Below are 17311 nucleotides of genomic sequence, written 5' to 3'. Positions count from 1 at the left end.
GTAATGCAAAAAGAAACATTTTACAACTACCTGAATCATCCGGAGAAACTGAACGAGGACAGCTTGCCTGAGCTTAAGAAGCTGGTGGAAGGCTACCCCACTTTTCAAGCGGCCTGGATCCTGCTGCTCAAAAACCTGAAGATGCTCGATCATCCGGAGTTTGACAGCTACCTGCAAAAAGGGGCCATCAGGATTGGCGACCGGCGCAAGCTGTACCATTTTTTACATCGGGAAGAAATGGCAGCCGGCGCGTTACCAGATGTTTTGGCCGACGAAGATCCGCTGGTGAAAGAATACATGACTCCAGGCTTTTACCAGCTAAGCGAGCGAAAAGAAGATCGCGAAGAGAGCTTAATTGACCTGATTCGGTCGATTCGGAAAAAAGAAGCCAAAAAAGTACTGGATGAAGTAGAAGCGCCGGTGAAACACGAACCAGAAGAAAAAGCAGATCATTCACTTGTTACTGAGACTCTTGCCAGAATTTACGCCCAGCAAAAACATTATCAAAAAGCCATTGAGGCCTATGAAAATTTAAGTTTGAAATTTCCGGAAAAAAGTACTTACTTTGCCGGTCAGATTGAGAAATTAAAAAAATTAATGAATTAATAAAGCATATCATGTACACGCTAATAACCGTTTTAATCTTTATCACCTGTGCACTTTTGATCCTGATTGTTTTGGTACAAAACTCCAAAGGTGGTGGCTTGGCAAGCAACTTTCAATCCTCAAATCAAATCATGGGGGTTCGGAAAACAACCGATTTCCTGGAAAAAGCAACCTGGTTTTTAGCCGGAGCACTGCTGTTGTTTTCTGTTTTAGGAAGCGCATTTATCCCACGATCGGCTGAAGATATTAACCGCTCTGCCATTCAAAATCAAATTGAAAATGCCGTTGACCCCAGCGCTGTTCCCGACTTTCCGATGACAGCACCTGAACAAGGGCAAGAAGAAGCACCTGCCGAAGAAGCACCGGCCGAATAAAAAAACGATTGAACGCATACGATACAAAACCACTCGAAGCCGGGTGGTTTTTTTATGCCCAATTGTCAGGTTGCAAACGCAGCTGTCATACAGCTTTAATCCCCTGAAAAACAAACACTAGAGTAAACTTCTGCTTCTTTTCCTATGCCGAAAAAGGAAAAAATGTCTCAATTCACCTTCCAATCATTGGGTAAGCAGCTTTGGCATACAATTCGATAGACAAGGGTGTCAATAAAAAAATATGTCTAACTAAAAATAATTCAAAAAATGGCAGATTTAAAAGGTAAAATCCTTGCAGGTAAAATCCTGGTTCAACCAAAGGAAGCAGAAACAAAAACAGCGAGTGGAATTATTATTCCTGATTCAGCAAAAGAAAAGCCACAAGTTGGCCAGGTGGTTTTGGTGGGTGCCGCAAAAAAAGACGAACCCATGGAACTGAAAGCTGGTGATACTGTTTTTTACGGGAAATATTCCGGCACAGAGTTGAACATCGACGGGAAAGATTACTTGTTGATGTCGCAAACTGATGTTTTATACATTGTTTAATTGAAACTGAAAATCTTAAAAAAGAATACCAATGGCAAAAGAAATTAAATTCGATGTCGAAGCAAGAGAGTTGCTAAAAAAAGGAGTTGATCAACTGGCTGATGCCGTGAAAGTGACCCTGGGGCCGAAAGGACGCAATGTGGTTATTGAGAAAAAATTTGGTGCTCCTCAAATCACAAAAGACGGTGTAACTGTCGCTAAAGAAATTGAACTTCCCGATGCCTATGCCAATATTGGCGCTCAAATGGTAAAAGAAGTAGCCAGCAAAACAGGTGACGACGCCGGAGACGGAACAACTACCGCCACCGTTTTGGCACAGTCAATTGTTAATGTAGGTGTAAAAAACGTAACCGCAGGTGCCAACCCCATGGACCTGAAACGCGGAATCGACAAAGCCGTTCGCAAGGTCGTTGAAAGTATCCAATCACAAGCCCAAAACATTGGCGACGACTACAATAAAATCAAGCAGGTTGCTAAAGTTTCGGCCAACGGCGACGAAGAAATCGGTTCGCTGATTGCCGAGGCCATGGAAAAAGTACACAAAGAAGGGGTGATCACCGTTGAAGAAGCCAAAGGAACAGAGACTTATGTCGACGTTGTGGAAGGTATGCAATTCGACCGCGGTTACATCTCACCTTACTTTGTAACGGATACCGAAAAAATGGAAGCCAGCCTTGAAAATCCTTTCATCCTGATCCACGACAAAAAGATCAGCACCATGAAAGACCTGCTTCCTGTTTTGGAACAAACAGCCCAAAGCGGACGTCCGCTGATGATTATTGCAGAAGATGTTGACGGTGAAGCACTGGCCACGCTGGTTGTTAACCGTTTACGCGGATCATTGAAAGTGTGTGCCGTAAAAGCTCCCGGATTTGGCGACCGTCGTAAAGAAATGCTGGAAGACCTGGCCATCCTGACTGGTGGAACTGTGATTACCGAAGAAAAAGGGATGAAACTGGAAGACACCACTTTGGAAATGCTCGGTCAGGCAGAGAAAATTACCGTTGACAAAGAAAACACAACAGTGGTTGCCGGCGCAGGCGAAGATGAAGCCATCAAGTCGCGTGTTGGCATGATCAAACGCCAGATCGAATCAACCACATCAGACTATGACCGCGAGAAATTGCAGGAACGTCTGGCCAAGTTGGCAGGTGGTGTGGCCGTCCTGTATGTTGGTGCCGCTTCCGAAGTTGAAATGAAAGAAAAGAAAGACCGTGTGGACGATGCACTGAGCGCAACCCGTGCTGCCGTTGAGGAAGGTATTGTTCCTGGTGGTGGTGTGGCTTACATCCGCGCCATTAGCTCGCTAGACGGTTTAACAGGCGAAAACGAGGATGAAACTACCGGAATTGAAATCATCAAACGCGCCATCGAAGAGCCGTTGCGCCAAATTGTGACCAACGCCGGAAAAGAAGGTGCCGTAGTGGTACAAAAAGTACGCGAAGGCGAAGGCGACTTTGGTTACAATGCCCGTGTTGATGAGTACCAAAACTTGTACGAAACAGGTGTGATTGACCCAGCCAAAGTGACACGCGTCGCATTGGAAAATGCCGCATCAATTGCCGGCATGTTCCTGACTACCGAGTGTGTACTGGTTGAAGAAAAAGAAGATCACCCAGCTCCTGCTATGCCTCCAATGGGCGGCGGAATGGGCGGCATGATGTAATCAAGCCACACCTTCTGAAAAAAGATTGTACATGAATCTGAAAAATAAAGACAGCGCATCATTTTGGTGCGCTGTCTTTTTTTTATACTCAAAGGAAGAACAGGATCACTTCATGTTCGTGGCAAAAATTAAACATATCCGTACCCCGACAGATGTGAAATAACCATCTACACTTAGCAAGGACAAAGTGTAAATCAGTCTAGCTATTTTAGGAGAGGTCGCTTGGGCGGTCATCCTTCTTTCCGGCCGCAGATTTTCTTGAATTCGATGCAAAACAAGAAAGCTGGTCGCAGATTTTCTTGAACTCAATGCAAAACAAGAAAGCTGGCCGCAGATTTTCTTGAATTTGGCAGAAAACAAGAAAGCTGGCCGCAGTTTTTTCAGAATTTCAAAAGAAGGGATCAATTCATCATTCGGGATATGTCATCCGGGCCAATATAACCCGGGATTTTGTAATCCCTTAAAAACAAACACATTTATCTTACTTACAAATTCAATACCTTGACGTGTTGTCTAAACGAAGTTCATCGTCACGAGAAAAGGTGAATTTGAGAAGAGGAGCCAATCTCATTTTTCTCACCCGCTCATTTTCACATCTTCCTGTCTTCCATGTCCAGCCACTGAATACTGAGACTGATCACTGCGACTGACCAACTGTCCCCATATTTTCCTATCTTTGCCGCTCAGTTTTAAAACGCTTTTAATCAACCATCACCATGGAATACAAATTTTGGGATATTGAGCCAAAATGGCAAGCCCACTGGGAAGAAAACAAAACCTTCAAAACCGAAAACGACTTTTCGAAGCCCAAATATTACATTCTCGACATGTTTCCTTACCCGTCAGGATCGGGCTTACATGTGGGGCATCCCGAAGGATACACCGCAACGGACATCATTAGCCGCTACAAGCGGATGAACGGGTTTAACGTGCTGCACCCCATGGGTTGGGACGCCTTTGGACTGCCCGCCGAGCAATACGCCATTCAAACCGGCACGCACCCGGCAGTGACAACCAACAAAAACTGCGATAATTTCCGGCGACAAATAAAAACCCTGGGCCTGAGCTACGACTGGGACCGCGAGATCAATACCACCGATCCCAAATATTTCAAATGGACCCAGTGGATTTTCACCAAGCTGTACAACACCTGGTTTGATTATGAGCAGGGCAAAGGCCGTCCGATCAGCGAGCTTCCCATCCCCGACGAAATTCAAGCCGAAGGCGATTCAGCAATAAACGAATACATCAGCAAGAAACGACTGGCTTATTACGACAACGCCCAGGTGTGGTGGTGCGAAAACTGCAAAACGGTTTGCGCCAACGAGGAAGTGCTATCGGATGGTGCGCACGAAAAGTGCGGACACCAGGTGATTCGCAAAAACCTGAAACAATGGCTGCTTCGTATTCCACATTACGCGCAACGCTTACTCGAAGGCCTGGACGAACTGGACTGGCCCGAAGGCGTAAAAGACATGCAAAAAAACTGGATCGGCAAATCAACCGGAGCAGAAGTTGACTTTGAAGTGGAAGGTGTGAGCCAAAAACTGCGTGTGTACACCACCCGCCCCGACACTTTGTTTGGCGCAACCTACATGGTGGTTTCGCCCGAGCATCCGATGCTTGACGCCTTGGTGGCTGACGAGAAAAAAGAAGAGGTGAAAAAATACACCCAGGCGGCTTCTCTGAAATCAGACCTGGACAGAACGGAACTCGCGAAGGATAAAACCGGCGTGTTTACCGGCCGCTACGCCATCAACCCGGTCAACGGAAATAAAATTCAGATTTGGGTGGCCGACTACGTCTTGATGGGCTATGGAACCGGTGCCATTATGGCTGTTCCGGCACATGACACCCGCGACTTCGAGTTCGCTGAGAAATTTCAAATACCGATTGTTTGCATTCTGGACCCCAAAAATGCGGACGAAGAAACCCGCGAAAAAGTGCTGGCCGGCCAAGCCTGCTGGACCGAAGACGGCGCCTACATCAACTCGGCAAGCGACCAAACAGGTATCGACCTCAATGGGCTAAACAAAAAACAGGGCATTGCCAAAATTACCGCTTGGCTCGAAGAAAAAGGCATTGGAAAAGCCACCACCAACTTTAAGCTGCGCGACTGGCTGTTTAGCCGCCAGCGCTACTGGGGAGAACCTTTCCCTGTCATTCACTGGGAAGATGGCGAGGTCACTTTAGACGACAACCTGCCCGTGACCTTGCCCGATCTGGAAAAATTTGAACCGGGCGAAGGTGGCGAGTCGCCACTGGGCAATGCCACCGATTGGCTGACCGTGGTGGATGAAAACGGCCGCAAAGGACGACGCGAAACCAACACCATGCCACAATGGGCGGGTTCGTGCTGGTACTTCCTGCGCTACATCGACCCGAAAAATGATGAGCAAATTTTCGATCCGAAGTTGGAAAACTACTGGATGCCGGTTGATCTGTATATCGGGGGTGCCGAACACGCCGTGCTTCACCTGCTGTACTCGCGTTTCTGGCACAAGGTGCTGTTCGATTTGGGCGTGGTTTCAACCGACGAGCCTTTCAAAAAACTGTTCAACCAGGGTATGATTCTGGCCTTTGCCTACGAAACACAAACCGGTGCCAAGGTTGCTTCGGATTTGGTTGAAGAAAAAGACGGAAAATATTTTCATACACAAACCGGCGAAGAACTGCGGCAAATTGTGGCCAAGATGTCCAAATCGCTGAAGAATGTGATCAACCCTGATGATGTGGTTGAAAAATACGGCGCCGATGCCTTGCGCTTATACGAAATGTTTATGGGCCCACTGGATGACACCAAGCCCTGGGCCGAAAATGGTGTGAAAGGCGTGTTTGGATTTTTGAGCCGGGCACACCGCTTTTTTGCTAATCCGGAGAACATTGTGGAAAGCGAGGAAGATAGCGAAGTATTGAAATTACTACAACAAACCATCCTGAAAGTGGGTGATGACATTGAAAACCTGAAATTCAACACCGGCATTTCGGCTTTGATGGTTTTCAACAACCTCTGTATTAAAAAAGGAAAAGTGACCAAGTCAACGGCTGAAACCTTTGCCAAAATTCTATCGCCCTATGCGCCTCACCTGGCCGAAGAGCTTTGGAACCAATACGGTAACCCCAAATCGCTGGCTTATGAGCCCTGGCCTGTTGCCGATAAAAGCCTGTTGGTGGAAGATACCCATGAATACCCGGTATCGTTCAACGGGAAAATGCGCTTCAAACTGGAACTGCCACTCGACCTTCCGAAAGATGAAGTTGAAAAAGCGGTGCTTACAAACGAGCTAGCCCAAAAATGGCTCGATGGAAAAACACCGAAGAAGGTGATTTACGTTCCGAAGAAGATTATCAACGTCGTGCTGTAATTCGATTTTTATTACCACCCATACAAAAGATGGCTCTTGCTTGCAGGGGCCATCTTTTTTTATGTAGGCCATCACCACCCACCTCCCCTTTCAAGCCCCAATGTGAAATTTACGTTAAACGGTCAACCGATGACTTTTATCCATTCTTTTCAATTTTTAAAGGTCTTCTTTTGCAGCCAATTTCACCCACAGCGGGAAAGAAATGAAAACTAGAAATGGCAATTGGTTAACTTGAAAACAAGATGACAAACGAACACAAAACAAAACTAAAAACGACGCTGACCGATTACGTCGTCATCGCCTTCGGAATGGCCCTCTACGTGCTTTCCTGGACCATCTTTCTGATTCCTGCCGAAATTACCGGTGGCGGGATTAGCGGTTTGTCAGCCGTTATTTTTTACTCCACGCACATCCCGGTGGCCGTCTCCTACTTCGTCATCAATGTTTTCCTGATCCTGATCGCCATCAAGGTGTTGGGAGCCAGCTTTGGCATCAAAACCATTTTCAGCATGCTGGTGGCAACGGTTCTGTTTTGGCTTACACCCGGCCTGCTAAAAGAGCCGCTAATTGACGACACCTTCTTGTCGGCTGCCCTGGGTGGCATGATGGGGGGTGTGGGAATTGGAATTGTGTTTACGCGCGGAGGTAGCACCGGCGGCACCGATATCATCGCCATGATCATCAACAAATACCGCAACATCAGCCCGGGACGCGTCATCATGTATTGCGATGTGATTATCATTGCTTCCAGCTACTTTGTTTTTCAATCGCCCGGAAAGCTGGTGTATGGCTACGTTTCCATGTGGGTGGTTTCCTATACCATCGATGCTTTTTTAAATGGAGCGAATGCTTCTGCCCAAATTTTTATATTTTCGAGGAATTTTGAAGAAATTGCCGATTACATCAATAAAAATGTCAGTCGGGGCGTTACTGTTCTGGATGGAACAGGTTGGTACACCAAAGAAAATGTGAAAGTCGTGATGACCGTTGTCCGCAAACGGGAATCCAGCCTGATTTTTAGAAAATTGAAAGAGATTGACCCGGAAGCCTTTATTTCCATGGGAAGTGTTATGGGAGTTTACGGCCAAGGGTTTGATAAGATGAGAATTTAGTATGAAGAAATATATTGCAGAAGTTGTTTTTTTACTGGCCGCTATTAGTTTGATCTTGGTGTTTGCGATTCGTCCGCCGGAACCAAAACCCGAAAAGGTTCCCGAACCCGAACCCCTTCCCATCCCCGAGCCTGTGCTGCTATTTGGCCTTCCGGTTGATTCCTTCACCGTTGAAACGGCACCAATCCTGCGCAACGAGAACTTGTCCGACATTTTGGTCAAAAAGAATATCTCCTACCAAACCATCGACCAACTGGCGCGAAAATCAAAACCAATATTCGACGTCCGTAGAATTAAACACAACAACCACTATCATTTTTTTCTGAAGAATGACAGCCTGCAAACGCCGGCCTATTTTGTGTATGAAATCGACAATACGGATTATGTCGTTTATGAATTGCAGGACTCCCTGCATATTTATACCGGGCAAAAACCCATTACTACCGAACTGAAAACGGCGTCGGGCACCATTAAATCGTCGCTGTGGAACACCATGCAGGACAACGATATTAATCCGGTACTGGCAATTAAACTTTCTGACATTTACCAATGGACGATCGATTTCTATGGCATTCAGCGCAACGACCAGTTCCGAGTAATTTATGAAGAAATGTATGTCGATTCCATCTCCATCGGAGTTGGCGAAATTTACGCCTGCCAGTTTCAACATATGAACCAGGACTTCTATGCTTTTCAGTTTGAACAAGACAGTTCATTGAGCTATTTCGACCAAGAAGGGAATAGTCTGAAAAAAGCTTTTCTGAAATCACCACTGGAATTCTCTCGCATCAGCAGCCGCTTTTCAAACAGTCGCTATCACCCGGTATTGAAAATCAGACGTCCACATCATGGTATCGACTATGCCGCTCCAACCGGAACACCAGTTCGCACCATTGGCGATGGCGTGGTGACCCGCAAAGGCTATCAACGGGCTGGCGGCGGAAACTACCTGTACATCAAGCACAACTCGGTGTACACCACTTGCTACATGCACCTGCATGGTTTTGCCAAAGGAATTGCCACCGGCACCCGCGTAAAGCAAGGTCAAGTTATTGGCTATGTCGGATCGACTGGTTTATCGACTGGTCCGCACCTCGACTTTCGGGTGTTCCGCAACGGCTCGCCGATGGATCCCTTGAAAGTGGAAGCACCACCCGTTGAGCCCATTCACGAAGACAACCTGACGGCTTTTACCACCTTAAAAGATTCGCTGACCACCCAATTGAGCCTGATTCCTTTTCAGGAATAAACGACAGTAAAAAAAAGGGCGCAAAAAATAATCAAAAGCCCGGATCGCAATTGTACATCAATCGGATCCGGGCTTTTAAGCACCTTAGAGCTTGCCTATTCTTCGTCCGCAAACAACACTTCCTCAATCACCCGGGGATAATGTTCGTACTCCAGCTGGTGTACTTTCGCGGCCACATCGTCAGCTTTGTCTCCCTGATCCAGATCACACCTGGCCTGAAAAATAATATGACCTTCATCGTAACGTTCATTCACATAATGTATGGTAATCCCCGAAACTTTGTCTTTGTTCTTTACAACCGCTTCGTGCACAAAATTCCCATACATGCCCTTTCCCCCATACTTGGGTAAAAGCGCCGGATGTATATTTATAACCGTAAACTCTTCTGTCAGCGATTTTGGGACCAGCCAAAGGAAGCCAGCCAACACAATCATATCAATCTTTCGCTCGGCCAGCTCCTCCAACACATCAACACTATGATAAAGCTCATCACGCGTGAATGTAAACGACTCAACGCCAAGCTTCTCAGCACGGATCAATGCGTAGGCATTTTCGTTATTCGACCACAATGAGTCAACAATCACGTGCCGGTTACCTTGAAAATACTCGATGATATTTTGAGCGTTAGTTCCTGATCCTGAGGCAAAAATGGCAATTTTCTTCATGTTATTTTCAATTCTGATTTATTTTAGAATAATAGACTCGCACGTTCAAATATAGTTTAGATAATCAATAACTTACAGCCCAAAACAGCTATTTATTTCGATTTTTCTTTGATATATTTTGGGTAAATTTATTACTTTGCACCGGATTTTTTAAAAACAAAATTGAATATTAACTTAAAATTAGAACTATGTCTGACATTGCAGGTAAAGTTAAAGCAATTATTGTCGACAAATTGGGCGTTGACGAAAGTGAAGTGACTAACGAAGCTTCATTCACAAATGACTTAGGTGCCGACTCGCTTGATACTGTTGAATTGATTATGGAGTTTGAAAAAGAGTTTGATTTGGCTATTCCAGACGATCAAGCTGAGAAGATTTCAACAGTTGGTGAAGCGATTTCGCACATCGAGGCAAACGTAAAGTAATAAATTTGAATTAAACATTTATGGAATTTAAACGGGTAGTTATAACCGGACTTGGAACCGTAAACCCGCTTGGTAATTCTATTGAGGAGTATTGGGAGGGGCTAAAAAACGGAGTCAGCGCAGCCGATCGAATTACAAAATTCGATGTTGAACTGCAAAAAACTCAGTTTGCATGCGAAGTAAAGAACTTTGATCCTACAATTTATGTAGAGAAAAAAGAAGTGCGCAAGCACGACCTCTATACTTTGTATGCTTATGCCTCTGCGCAACAAGCTATCGAAGATTCAGGTATCGACCTGGAAACTGTCGATAAAGATCGTGCCGGAGTGATTTGGGGAGCTGGTATTGGAGGACTTCAAACCTTTTTTGAAGAAGCCCGTGCCTACGATGTTCATCGCCCCAAATTCAATCCGTTCTTTATTCCGAAGATGATTGCCAACATTGCCGGAGGTCTGGTCTCCATCCGCTACGGATTCAGAGGCCCCAACTTCACAACAGTTTCTGCTTGTGCCTCGGCATCTCATGCGATCATTGAAGCCTTCAATTACATCCGCATGGGCAAAGCCAACCTGTTTATCACAGGTGGATCAGAAGCAGCAATCAACGAAGCCGGTTTAAGTGGTTTCAATTCCATGCGTGCACTTTCTACCAGAAATGATGACCCCAAAACAGCATCCCGTCCGTTTGATAAAGACCGCGATGGTTTTGTCATGGGCGAAGGTTCAGGCGCCCTCATTCTTGAGGAGTATGAACATGCTGTAAAACGTGGCGCCAGAATTTATGGAGAAGTGGCCGGTGGGGGAATGTCTGCTGACGCTTACCACATGACTGCCCCTGATCCTGACGGCAAAGGCGCTACTTTAGTCATGAAATGGGCTTTGGAAGATGCCGGCATAAAACCGGAAGATATTGACTATGTCAATGTTCACGGTACCTCTACTCCACTCGGAGATATTGCAGAGCCAAAAGCAATTCAAAAATGTTTTGGCGATCATGCTTATAAATTAAGCATTAGTTCCACAAAATCGATGACAGGACACCTTTTGGGTGCAGCCGGTGCTGTTGAAGGCATCGCGTCCATCCTGGCCATCAAACATGGAATTATTCCTCCAACAATCAATCATTTTACTGATGATCCAGAGATTGACAGTAAACTCGATTTTACCTTTGGAAAAGCGAAAGCGCGTGAAATTAATTACGCGTTGAGCAACACCTTCGGTTTTGGAGGTCACAATGCGACAGTTATTTTTAAGAAATACTGATCAAGTGATTAGAAATATCGCACACAAAATAAAACTCTTTTCTTCACCGAGAAAAGAGTTTTATTTGTTTTTAAAAGCTTTATTCAACAGCAGTCCAAACAACTTAAAGCTTTATGAAACAGCACTAACCCATCGGTCGGCGTCAAAAACCGACTCGCAGGGCAACTGGGTCAATAACGAGCGTTTGGAATATTTGGGCGATGCCATTCTGGGTGCGGTCATCGCCGAATTTTTATACAACCGCTTTCCCAACATGGACGAGGGATTCCTCACCCAAATGCGATCGAAACTGGTTAACCGAACTTTTCTCACAGAGCTGACTTTCCAGGTTGGCCTGAATTATTACATCCAGTCGAATACCAACAATGCCGGTGAAAGCAGCCACATCTACGGCGATGCTCTCGAAGCCATTATCGGGGCCCTTTACCTTGACAAGGGTTACCAGGTTACCCGGCAGTTTATTACCCGCAAACTACTCTTGCAACAAGTTAATTTGGATGAAATTCAAAACACCAACACCAACTACAAAAGCCAGTTGATTGAGTGGAGCCAGAAAAATAAAAAAGAGATCAACTTCGACACCACTGAGAAAAGCACGGGTGACAACCGCCAGCCGTTTTTCCTTTCAACCATTACCGTGGAAAAAAAGGTGCTTGGCAAAGGCCAGGGCAACTCGAAAAAAGAAGCCCAGCAAAACGCATCGAAAGCTGCCTTGATTAAACTGGAAGAACTTAAAGCGTAGGAAGCCCAGTCCAAACTTGGTTTTCAACGACTGAATTACTGCCCGATAACCGGCAGCGACTTCACGAAAAACTGGCGGCAAACAAAAAGCGGAGCTTCTCAACTCCGCTTTTAAAAACCAAAACCTAAATTCACCTTGTAAAAAAACTCAGTTAAACCTTTTTTCTGCAAATGAATGTTATACATTTACAGATTACAAATATACGGATGTGCGGATAACTGCCTTGCTAACAAATGTTAAAGCCTGTTAAGAATTTCCTATTCAAATGAATTCGATCGACAGCAAACAGCACCAATGTTAAATATTGTTAAGCAGCGAATTACCCTATTCCTTAAAGTTTATCTTTGTATTCATGAGTAGAAGAGTGATCATTTTTCTAATTGTAATCATGGCCATTGTGATGACCAGTTTGATTGCTGTTCAAACCAACTCGATTCAAAAAGCATTTCAGATTAAAGAAGAGCAGTTTGATCAAACAGTCAACCGGGCCATACGACAGGTGGTACGCCGCCTCGAAATGGAAGAAGCCTCGCTTTTGGTGGCACAAAGCAACCGGCAGGCCATTAGAAACTCGATCTTTCCAAGGAACAATCAGCAAACCAATATTTTTCCCAACACCCCCAATAATTCACAAAGCGGACCTAGCGATGTGAATATTTCGTTTCGTTTTTCGCAGCGGAAAAGCACCGGAACCTATAGCGAAGAACTGTCCATTTCGTATAACGATTCAAGTTCCATTTTCAATAATGAACGCGGCATGCCAGGTGACTTCCCTTCGGCTTTTGATGAAATTCATGACTACGACGGCTACATTCGTCAGCAATATGAGATGCGGATGAATGAACAAGCCAACTACTACCGGATCCTTCAAAACCAATTTCTGTTCTCGCAGCTCCCCATCAAAGAAAGGGTGAACTCGCAAACTCTGGATCGGGCGCTTCAAAGCGAGTTTGAAAACTCAAACATCAACCTGGAATACAAATATGCGATTTACGCCTATCCGCAAGGACAAGAGCAGAAAGTTTTTGGAAACACCGATTTCAATCCTGAAAACAAAAAGCCGTACAAAAGTCTGCTTTTTCCCAACGACGTAATCGATGTCAAACCCAATTATCTCTCGGTTTATTTTCCGAAACGGCAAAGCTACCTGCTCCGTGAAGCCGGGCTGATGGTGATTCCGACCGCCATATTAACGGCACTGCTGATTGGCATTTTTGTGTACACCATCCTCATTATCCTGAAACAGAAAAAGCTGTCAAACATCAAAAATGACTTTATCAACAACATGACCCACGAGCTGAAAACGCCGATCTCCACCATTTCGCTGGCCAGCCAAATGCTGCACGACAACAGCATCAGCAATACACCGCGGACCATTGAACATGTGTCGAACGTGATTTTGCAAGAAAGCAAACGCCTGAGTTTCCAGGTGGAGAAAGTTTTGCAAATGGCTGTTTTTAACGAAGGCCGGTTGAAACTCAAGTTTAAGGAGGTTCATTTAAACGACTTGATTAACAATGTCATTCTCAACTTTGAATTGCGGGTCAAAAGTAAAGATGGCACCTTGCAGTCGATTATTGCTGCCGAAAACGACCAGATCAAGGGCGACGAAGTACACATTACCAATGTGATTTTCAACCTGCTCGATAATGCCATGAAATACAGCAAAGGCCAGCCAGCCATTGAAGTAAAGACCGAGAATAAAAAAGATTTTGTCGTCGTTTCGGTGAAAGACAATGGCATAGGAATTGCGAAGGAACACCAAGATCAAATTTTCGAACGGTTTTACCGGGTTCCCACAGGCAATGTGCACGATGTGAAGGGCTTTGGGCTCGGGCTCAGTTATGTGAAAAAAATTATAGACTCGCACCAAGGTAAGATCAAGGTGGAGAGCGCCTTAAATAAAGGAACAAAATTCATGATCTATTTTCCACTAAATGTGAATATAAATGGAAACAAAAGCAAAACTTTTATTGGCCGAAGACGATGAAAACTTAGGCCTGTTATTGAAAGAATATTTAATCGCAAAAGGATACGATACCGATTTGTATGGCGACGGCGAAGTGGCCTACAACGGTTTCAAAAAGAATCAGTACAGCCTGTGTATTCTCGACATTATGATGCCCAAAAAAGATGGCATGACCTTGGCAAAAGACATCCGGCTGATCAACGCGGAAGTCCCCATCATTTTCCTGACAGCCAAAAACCTGAAGGAGGACGTGTTGGAAGGCTTCAAAATGGGGGCCGACGATTACATGACCAAGCCCTTTAGTATGGAAGAACTGATTTTTCGGATTGAAGCCATTCTGCGACGTACCAGCGACAGCAAAGGTGCAGAACAGTCAACCTACCAGCTCGGGAAGTACATCTTCGACCACCGTAAACAAACCCTGGTTAGCGATGGCGACACGGTAAAACTGACCACCAAGGAGTCGGAACTGCTGCGACTGCTGTGCAACAATGCCAACGATGTGCTGGAGCGGAATTTCGCCTTAAAAACCATCTGGATTGATGACAACTATTTCAACGCGCGAAGCATGGATGTCTACATCACCAAGCTGCGTAAACACCTGAAGGATGAGCCTTCGGTCGAAATCATCAATGTACACGGCAAAGGCTACAAACTCATCATGTAAATTCGAAACATACCAATAGATGTAAAATCCCGGTCAATTCATTTGGCTGGGATTTTTTTGTGGCTGTCAGTTTGCAGCTGTTAAAAGAAAGTCGTCATCATTTAATCATGGCTTCCCCTGCAGGAAGTGAGGACATCATCATTTAATGACGGCTTCCCCGGCAAAAAGTGGAGGCGTCATCATTTAGTCATAGCTTCGCTGGCAAAAAGTGGAGGCGTGACTATTTGATGATGGCTTCCCCGGCGAAAAGTGGAGGCATCATCATTTAATGATGGCCTGCGACAGAACAGCGACCAGTTATTGTCATCAGAATTGACGGCATTGAAAGAAAAAACAGGGAGTGTAATCCGTGTGATTCGTCGACCGGCAATCGACTGACCGACGCTTGCTCCGCATCATCTATCATCAAGCATCCAGCATCAAGCATCCGGCATCCAGTTTACTCAGCCGATACCACACAGCGAAAGCCGGTATGATTCAGGCTGGTGTCCCAACTTGTTTTCATGCGTGCCGCCACCCGAAATCCGGAGCAGTAGTCGTCGTTACATAAAAACGATCCTCCGCGGGTCACTTTCTTCTGGGCGTAAGGCTCAGCTGGATCATGCGAATCTTCGGGCCCCTGCGGATTGGTCACAACACCTTGCTTTTCGCAAGTTGCATAGTAGTCGTTCCGGTACCAATCGGCGCACCACTCCCACACATTGCCACCCATATCGTACAAGCCATAAGCATTGGGCGCGTACTGCCCCACCGGCGCGGCCAACACAAAACCATCTTTCCCCTGATTGTCGTATGGAAACCGGCCGTCCCACGAATTGGCTTTCACCTTGCCTTCATGAATCAACTCCTTTCCCCAGGGATAAACCACATCCTGCTCCCCTCCACGCGCGGCATACTCCCACTCCGCTTCGGTTGGCAGGCGTTTGCCCGCCCAGTTGGCGTAAGCAGCCGCATCTTCCCACGAGACATGCACCACCGGGTAATCCGCTTTTCCCTCGATCGAACTGCCCGGCCCTTCCGGATGACGCCAGTCGGCTCCCGACACCCAGCTCCACCAAATGGATGGGTTGTTGAGCGATACCGGCCCATCGGTTGGTGTAAAGACCAGCGATGCAGCCACCAGCACTTCATCGGGCGGTTTGGGCGTGCCGGGAGGAACCTGGTTTTTCATTTCTTCCCAATCTGGCTTTCGTTCGGCAGTAGTCACGTAGCCGGTGGCCTCAACAAAATCCTGAAACTGCTGATTGGTGACTTCATGAATATCCATGTAGAAAGCAGAAAGCTTCACCTTGTGATGCGGAAATTCATCGGGCCTTCCCCATTCGGAGTCACCACCCATGATAAAACTTCCTTCCGGGATCAGCACCATGCCTTCCAGCTTGGCTTGCCGATCATCCGCCGACTGAACGGCAGGATCGGTCGCCTGCTGAAAACGATTCGGCAGGTTTGAACAACAACTTAGTGTGGTGTCATTGTCCTGTGCTTCCTGCACCTCCTCTTTCTTTACTTTTGACTGACACCCCACGAGCACTCCCACGAGCACAACCAACATCATCTGTTTCATAAAAAATAGATTTACCCCTTTAAAACAGCAACCTAAGCAAAGGGTTTTATTTTCACCCTTATTTAGAAAATGGATTGCTCAAAAAGAGATTACTTCTTAACTTTCAGCTATCTAAAATTAAGAGCTATGAAATCGCCCAAATTAGCAGAAAACAACTGGAAATCCATCCAAAATCAGGCCGTTGATCTGGTGGTTCTTCCTTGGGGAGCCACCGAAGCGCACAATTACCATTTGCCCTATGCCACCGACAACTACCAGGTGGAGGCCATCGCTGCCGAATCGGCCCAAAAGGCCAATGAGCAAGGAGGAAACGTCGTGGTGCTGCCTGGCATTCCTTTTGGTGTAAACACCGGCCAGTCGGATATTAAGCTGACCATCAATCTGAATCCTTCAACCCAAACCAAAATTTTGTTTGATATTGTTGAAAGCCTCAACCGCCAAGGCATCCACAAGCTATTAATTATGAATGGACACGGAGGCAATGATTTCAAACAAATCATTCGCGAAGTAAATTACCGGTATACCGACATGCTGATAAGTTCCAGCTCCTGGTTCAAACTGTCGGAACGGAACGATTTTTTTGATATCCCGGGTGATCATGCCGACGAGTCGGAAACCAGCCTGATGATGTATTTATACCCGGAACTGGTTCTGCCACTCGATGACGCAGGAAATGGAGAAAGCCGCCAATTTAAAGTGCAGGCGCTGAACGAAAACTGGGCCTGGACCGAAAGACAATGGAGCAAAATAAGCCGGGATACGGGTGTTGGCGCTCCGCATTTGGCTACAGCAGAAAAGGGCAAAGCCTTTATGGAATTCCTGGTTGAACGATACAGCCGTTTTATGCTGGATTTGTGCAAACTCAACCTAAAAGACGATATTTATGAGTGAGGGCTGGATGCTCGATACTTGATGCTCGATACTCGATACTTGATGCTGGATACTCGATACTTGATGCTGGATACTGAGACTGGATACTAACTCGCTTCCAGTTCCAATTCTTCCTTTCCAAACAATTCAAAGGCCTTGGCAATTTGCTCCGGGCGCCCCATGATGTAAACGGTATCGTCCATTTCCAGCTTCTTGTTTCCGTCGGGAT

Annotated in this window: 15 protein-coding genes; 13 read left to right on the top strand and 2 right to left on the bottom strand. The window is 45.9% G+C overall.

The features are described 5' to 3' along the window. Positions 1-3: 3 nt before the first annotated feature. The 7 genes from NC99_RS07500 to NC99_RS07470 all read left to right on the top strand — a co-directional run bounded on the left by NC99_RS07500 (position 4) and on the right by NC99_RS07470 (position 8918). Positions 4-606 carry a hypothetical protein gene (locus NC99_RS07500; RefSeq protein ID WP_053181711.1) on the top strand — a complete coding sequence of 201 codons (603 nt, stop codon included), beginning with the start codon at positions 4-6 and terminating at the stop codon, positions 604-606. Positions 607-617: 11 nt separating this feature from the next. Beyond that, positions 618-980: a preprotein translocase subunit SecG gene (gene secG / locus NC99_RS07495; protein ID WP_053181707.1), complete on the top strand. Its 363-nt coding sequence runs from the start codon at positions 618-620 to the stop codon at positions 978-980. Positions 981-1247: 267 nt separating this feature from the next. After that, positions 1248-1526 (top strand): co-chaperone GroES, encoded by a 279-nt coding sequence (locus NC99_RS07490; protein WP_053181704.1) that lies wholly within the window; start codon positions 1248-1250, stop codon positions 1524-1526. Between the two features lie 31 nt (positions 1527-1557). After that, the gene (gene groL / locus NC99_RS07485; RefSeq protein ID WP_053181701.1) at positions 1558-3192 is read left to right on the top strand and encodes a chaperonin GroEL; all 1635 of its coding nucleotides are present in this window, start codon (positions 1558-1560) and stop codon (positions 3190-3192) included. Between the two features lie 716 nt (positions 3193-3908). Next, positions 3909-6557, top strand: a complete 2649-nt coding sequence (leuS, locus tag NC99_RS07480; RefSeq protein WP_053181699.1) for a leucine--tRNA ligase — start codon at positions 3909-3911, stop codon at positions 6555-6557. Positions 6558-6799: 242 nt separating this feature from the next. Further along, positions 6800-7669: a YitT family protein gene (locus NC99_RS07475; RefSeq protein ID WP_053181696.1), complete on the top strand. Its 870-nt coding sequence runs from the start codon at positions 6800-6802 to the stop codon at positions 7667-7669. Position 7670: 1 nt separating this feature from the next. Then, positions 7671-8918, top strand: coding sequence for a M23 family metallopeptidase (locus NC99_RS07470; RefSeq protein WP_053181693.1), 1248 nt, complete (start codon positions 7671-7673; stop codon positions 8916-8918). 95 nt (positions 8919-9013) lie between these two features. Here NC99_RS07470 and purN read toward each other — a convergent pair whose 3' ends face one another. Beyond that, positions 9014-9583 (bottom strand): phosphoribosylglycinamide formyltransferase, encoded by a 570-nt coding sequence (gene purN, locus NC99_RS07465; RefSeq protein ID WP_053181690.1) that lies wholly within the window; start codon positions 9581-9583, stop codon positions 9014-9016. 188 nt (positions 9584-9771) lie between these two features. Between purN and NC99_RS07460 the strand changes: the two genes are divergently transcribed. The 5 genes from NC99_RS07460 (at position 9772) to rprY (ending at position 14648) form a co-directional block, all read left to right on the top strand. After that, positions 9772-10008 carry an acyl carrier protein gene (locus NC99_RS07460; RefSeq protein ID WP_053181687.1) on the top strand — a complete coding sequence of 79 codons (237 nt, stop codon included), beginning with the start codon at positions 9772-9774 and terminating at the stop codon, positions 10006-10008. Between the two features lie 20 nt (positions 10009-10028). Next, on the top strand, positions 10029-11270 hold the full coding sequence (gene fabF, locus NC99_RS07455; RefSeq protein WP_053181684.1) for a beta-ketoacyl-ACP synthase II: 1242 nt from the start codon (positions 10029-10031) through the stop codon (positions 11268-11270). Between the two features lie 4 nt (positions 11271-11274). Beyond that, a complete protein-coding gene (gene rnc / locus NC99_RS07450) occupies positions 11275-12012 on the top strand; it encodes a ribonuclease III (protein ID WP_162231170.1) in 738 nt (245 codons plus the stop codon). A 352-nt stretch (positions 12013-12364) separates the two neighbouring features. Continuing rightward, positions 12365-14002 (top strand): sensor histidine kinase, encoded by a 1638-nt coding sequence (locus tag NC99_RS07445; RefSeq protein WP_082326361.1) that lies wholly within the window; start codon positions 12365-12367, stop codon positions 14000-14002. Continuing rightward, on the top strand, positions 13962-14648 hold the full coding sequence (rprY, locus tag NC99_RS07440; RefSeq protein WP_053181676.1) for a response regulator transcription factor RprY: 687 nt from the start codon (positions 13962-13964) through the stop codon (positions 14646-14648). Before NC99_RS07445 ends, rprY begins: the two co-directional genes overlap by 41 nt. A gap of 439 nt (positions 14649-15087) precedes the next feature. On the opposite strand, the gene NC99_RS07435 is transcribed toward rprY, so the two are convergent. Further along, complete coding sequence (locus NC99_RS07435; protein WP_053181673.1) at positions 15088-16212, bottom strand: formylglycine-generating enzyme family protein; 1125 nt, start codon at positions 16210-16212, stop codon at positions 15088-15090. Positions 16213-16338: 126 nt separating this feature from the next. Here NC99_RS07435 and NC99_RS07430 point away from each other — a divergent pair, with 126 nt between their 5' ends. After that, complete coding sequence (locus tag NC99_RS07430) at positions 16339-17103, top strand: creatininase family protein (protein WP_053181669.1); 765 nt, start codon at positions 16339-16341, stop codon at positions 17101-17103. The last annotated feature ends 208 nt before the right edge of the window (positions 17104-17311 follow it).

The sequence above is a fragment of the Sunxiuqinia dokdonensis genome, assembly GCF_001270965.1.
GTDB lineage: Bacteria > Bacteroidota > Bacteroidia > Bacteroidales > Prolixibacteraceae > Sunxiuqinia > Sunxiuqinia dokdonensis.
Note: the sequence above shows the minus strand (reverse complement) of the source record. Positions and strands in the feature narration are given on the sequence as shown.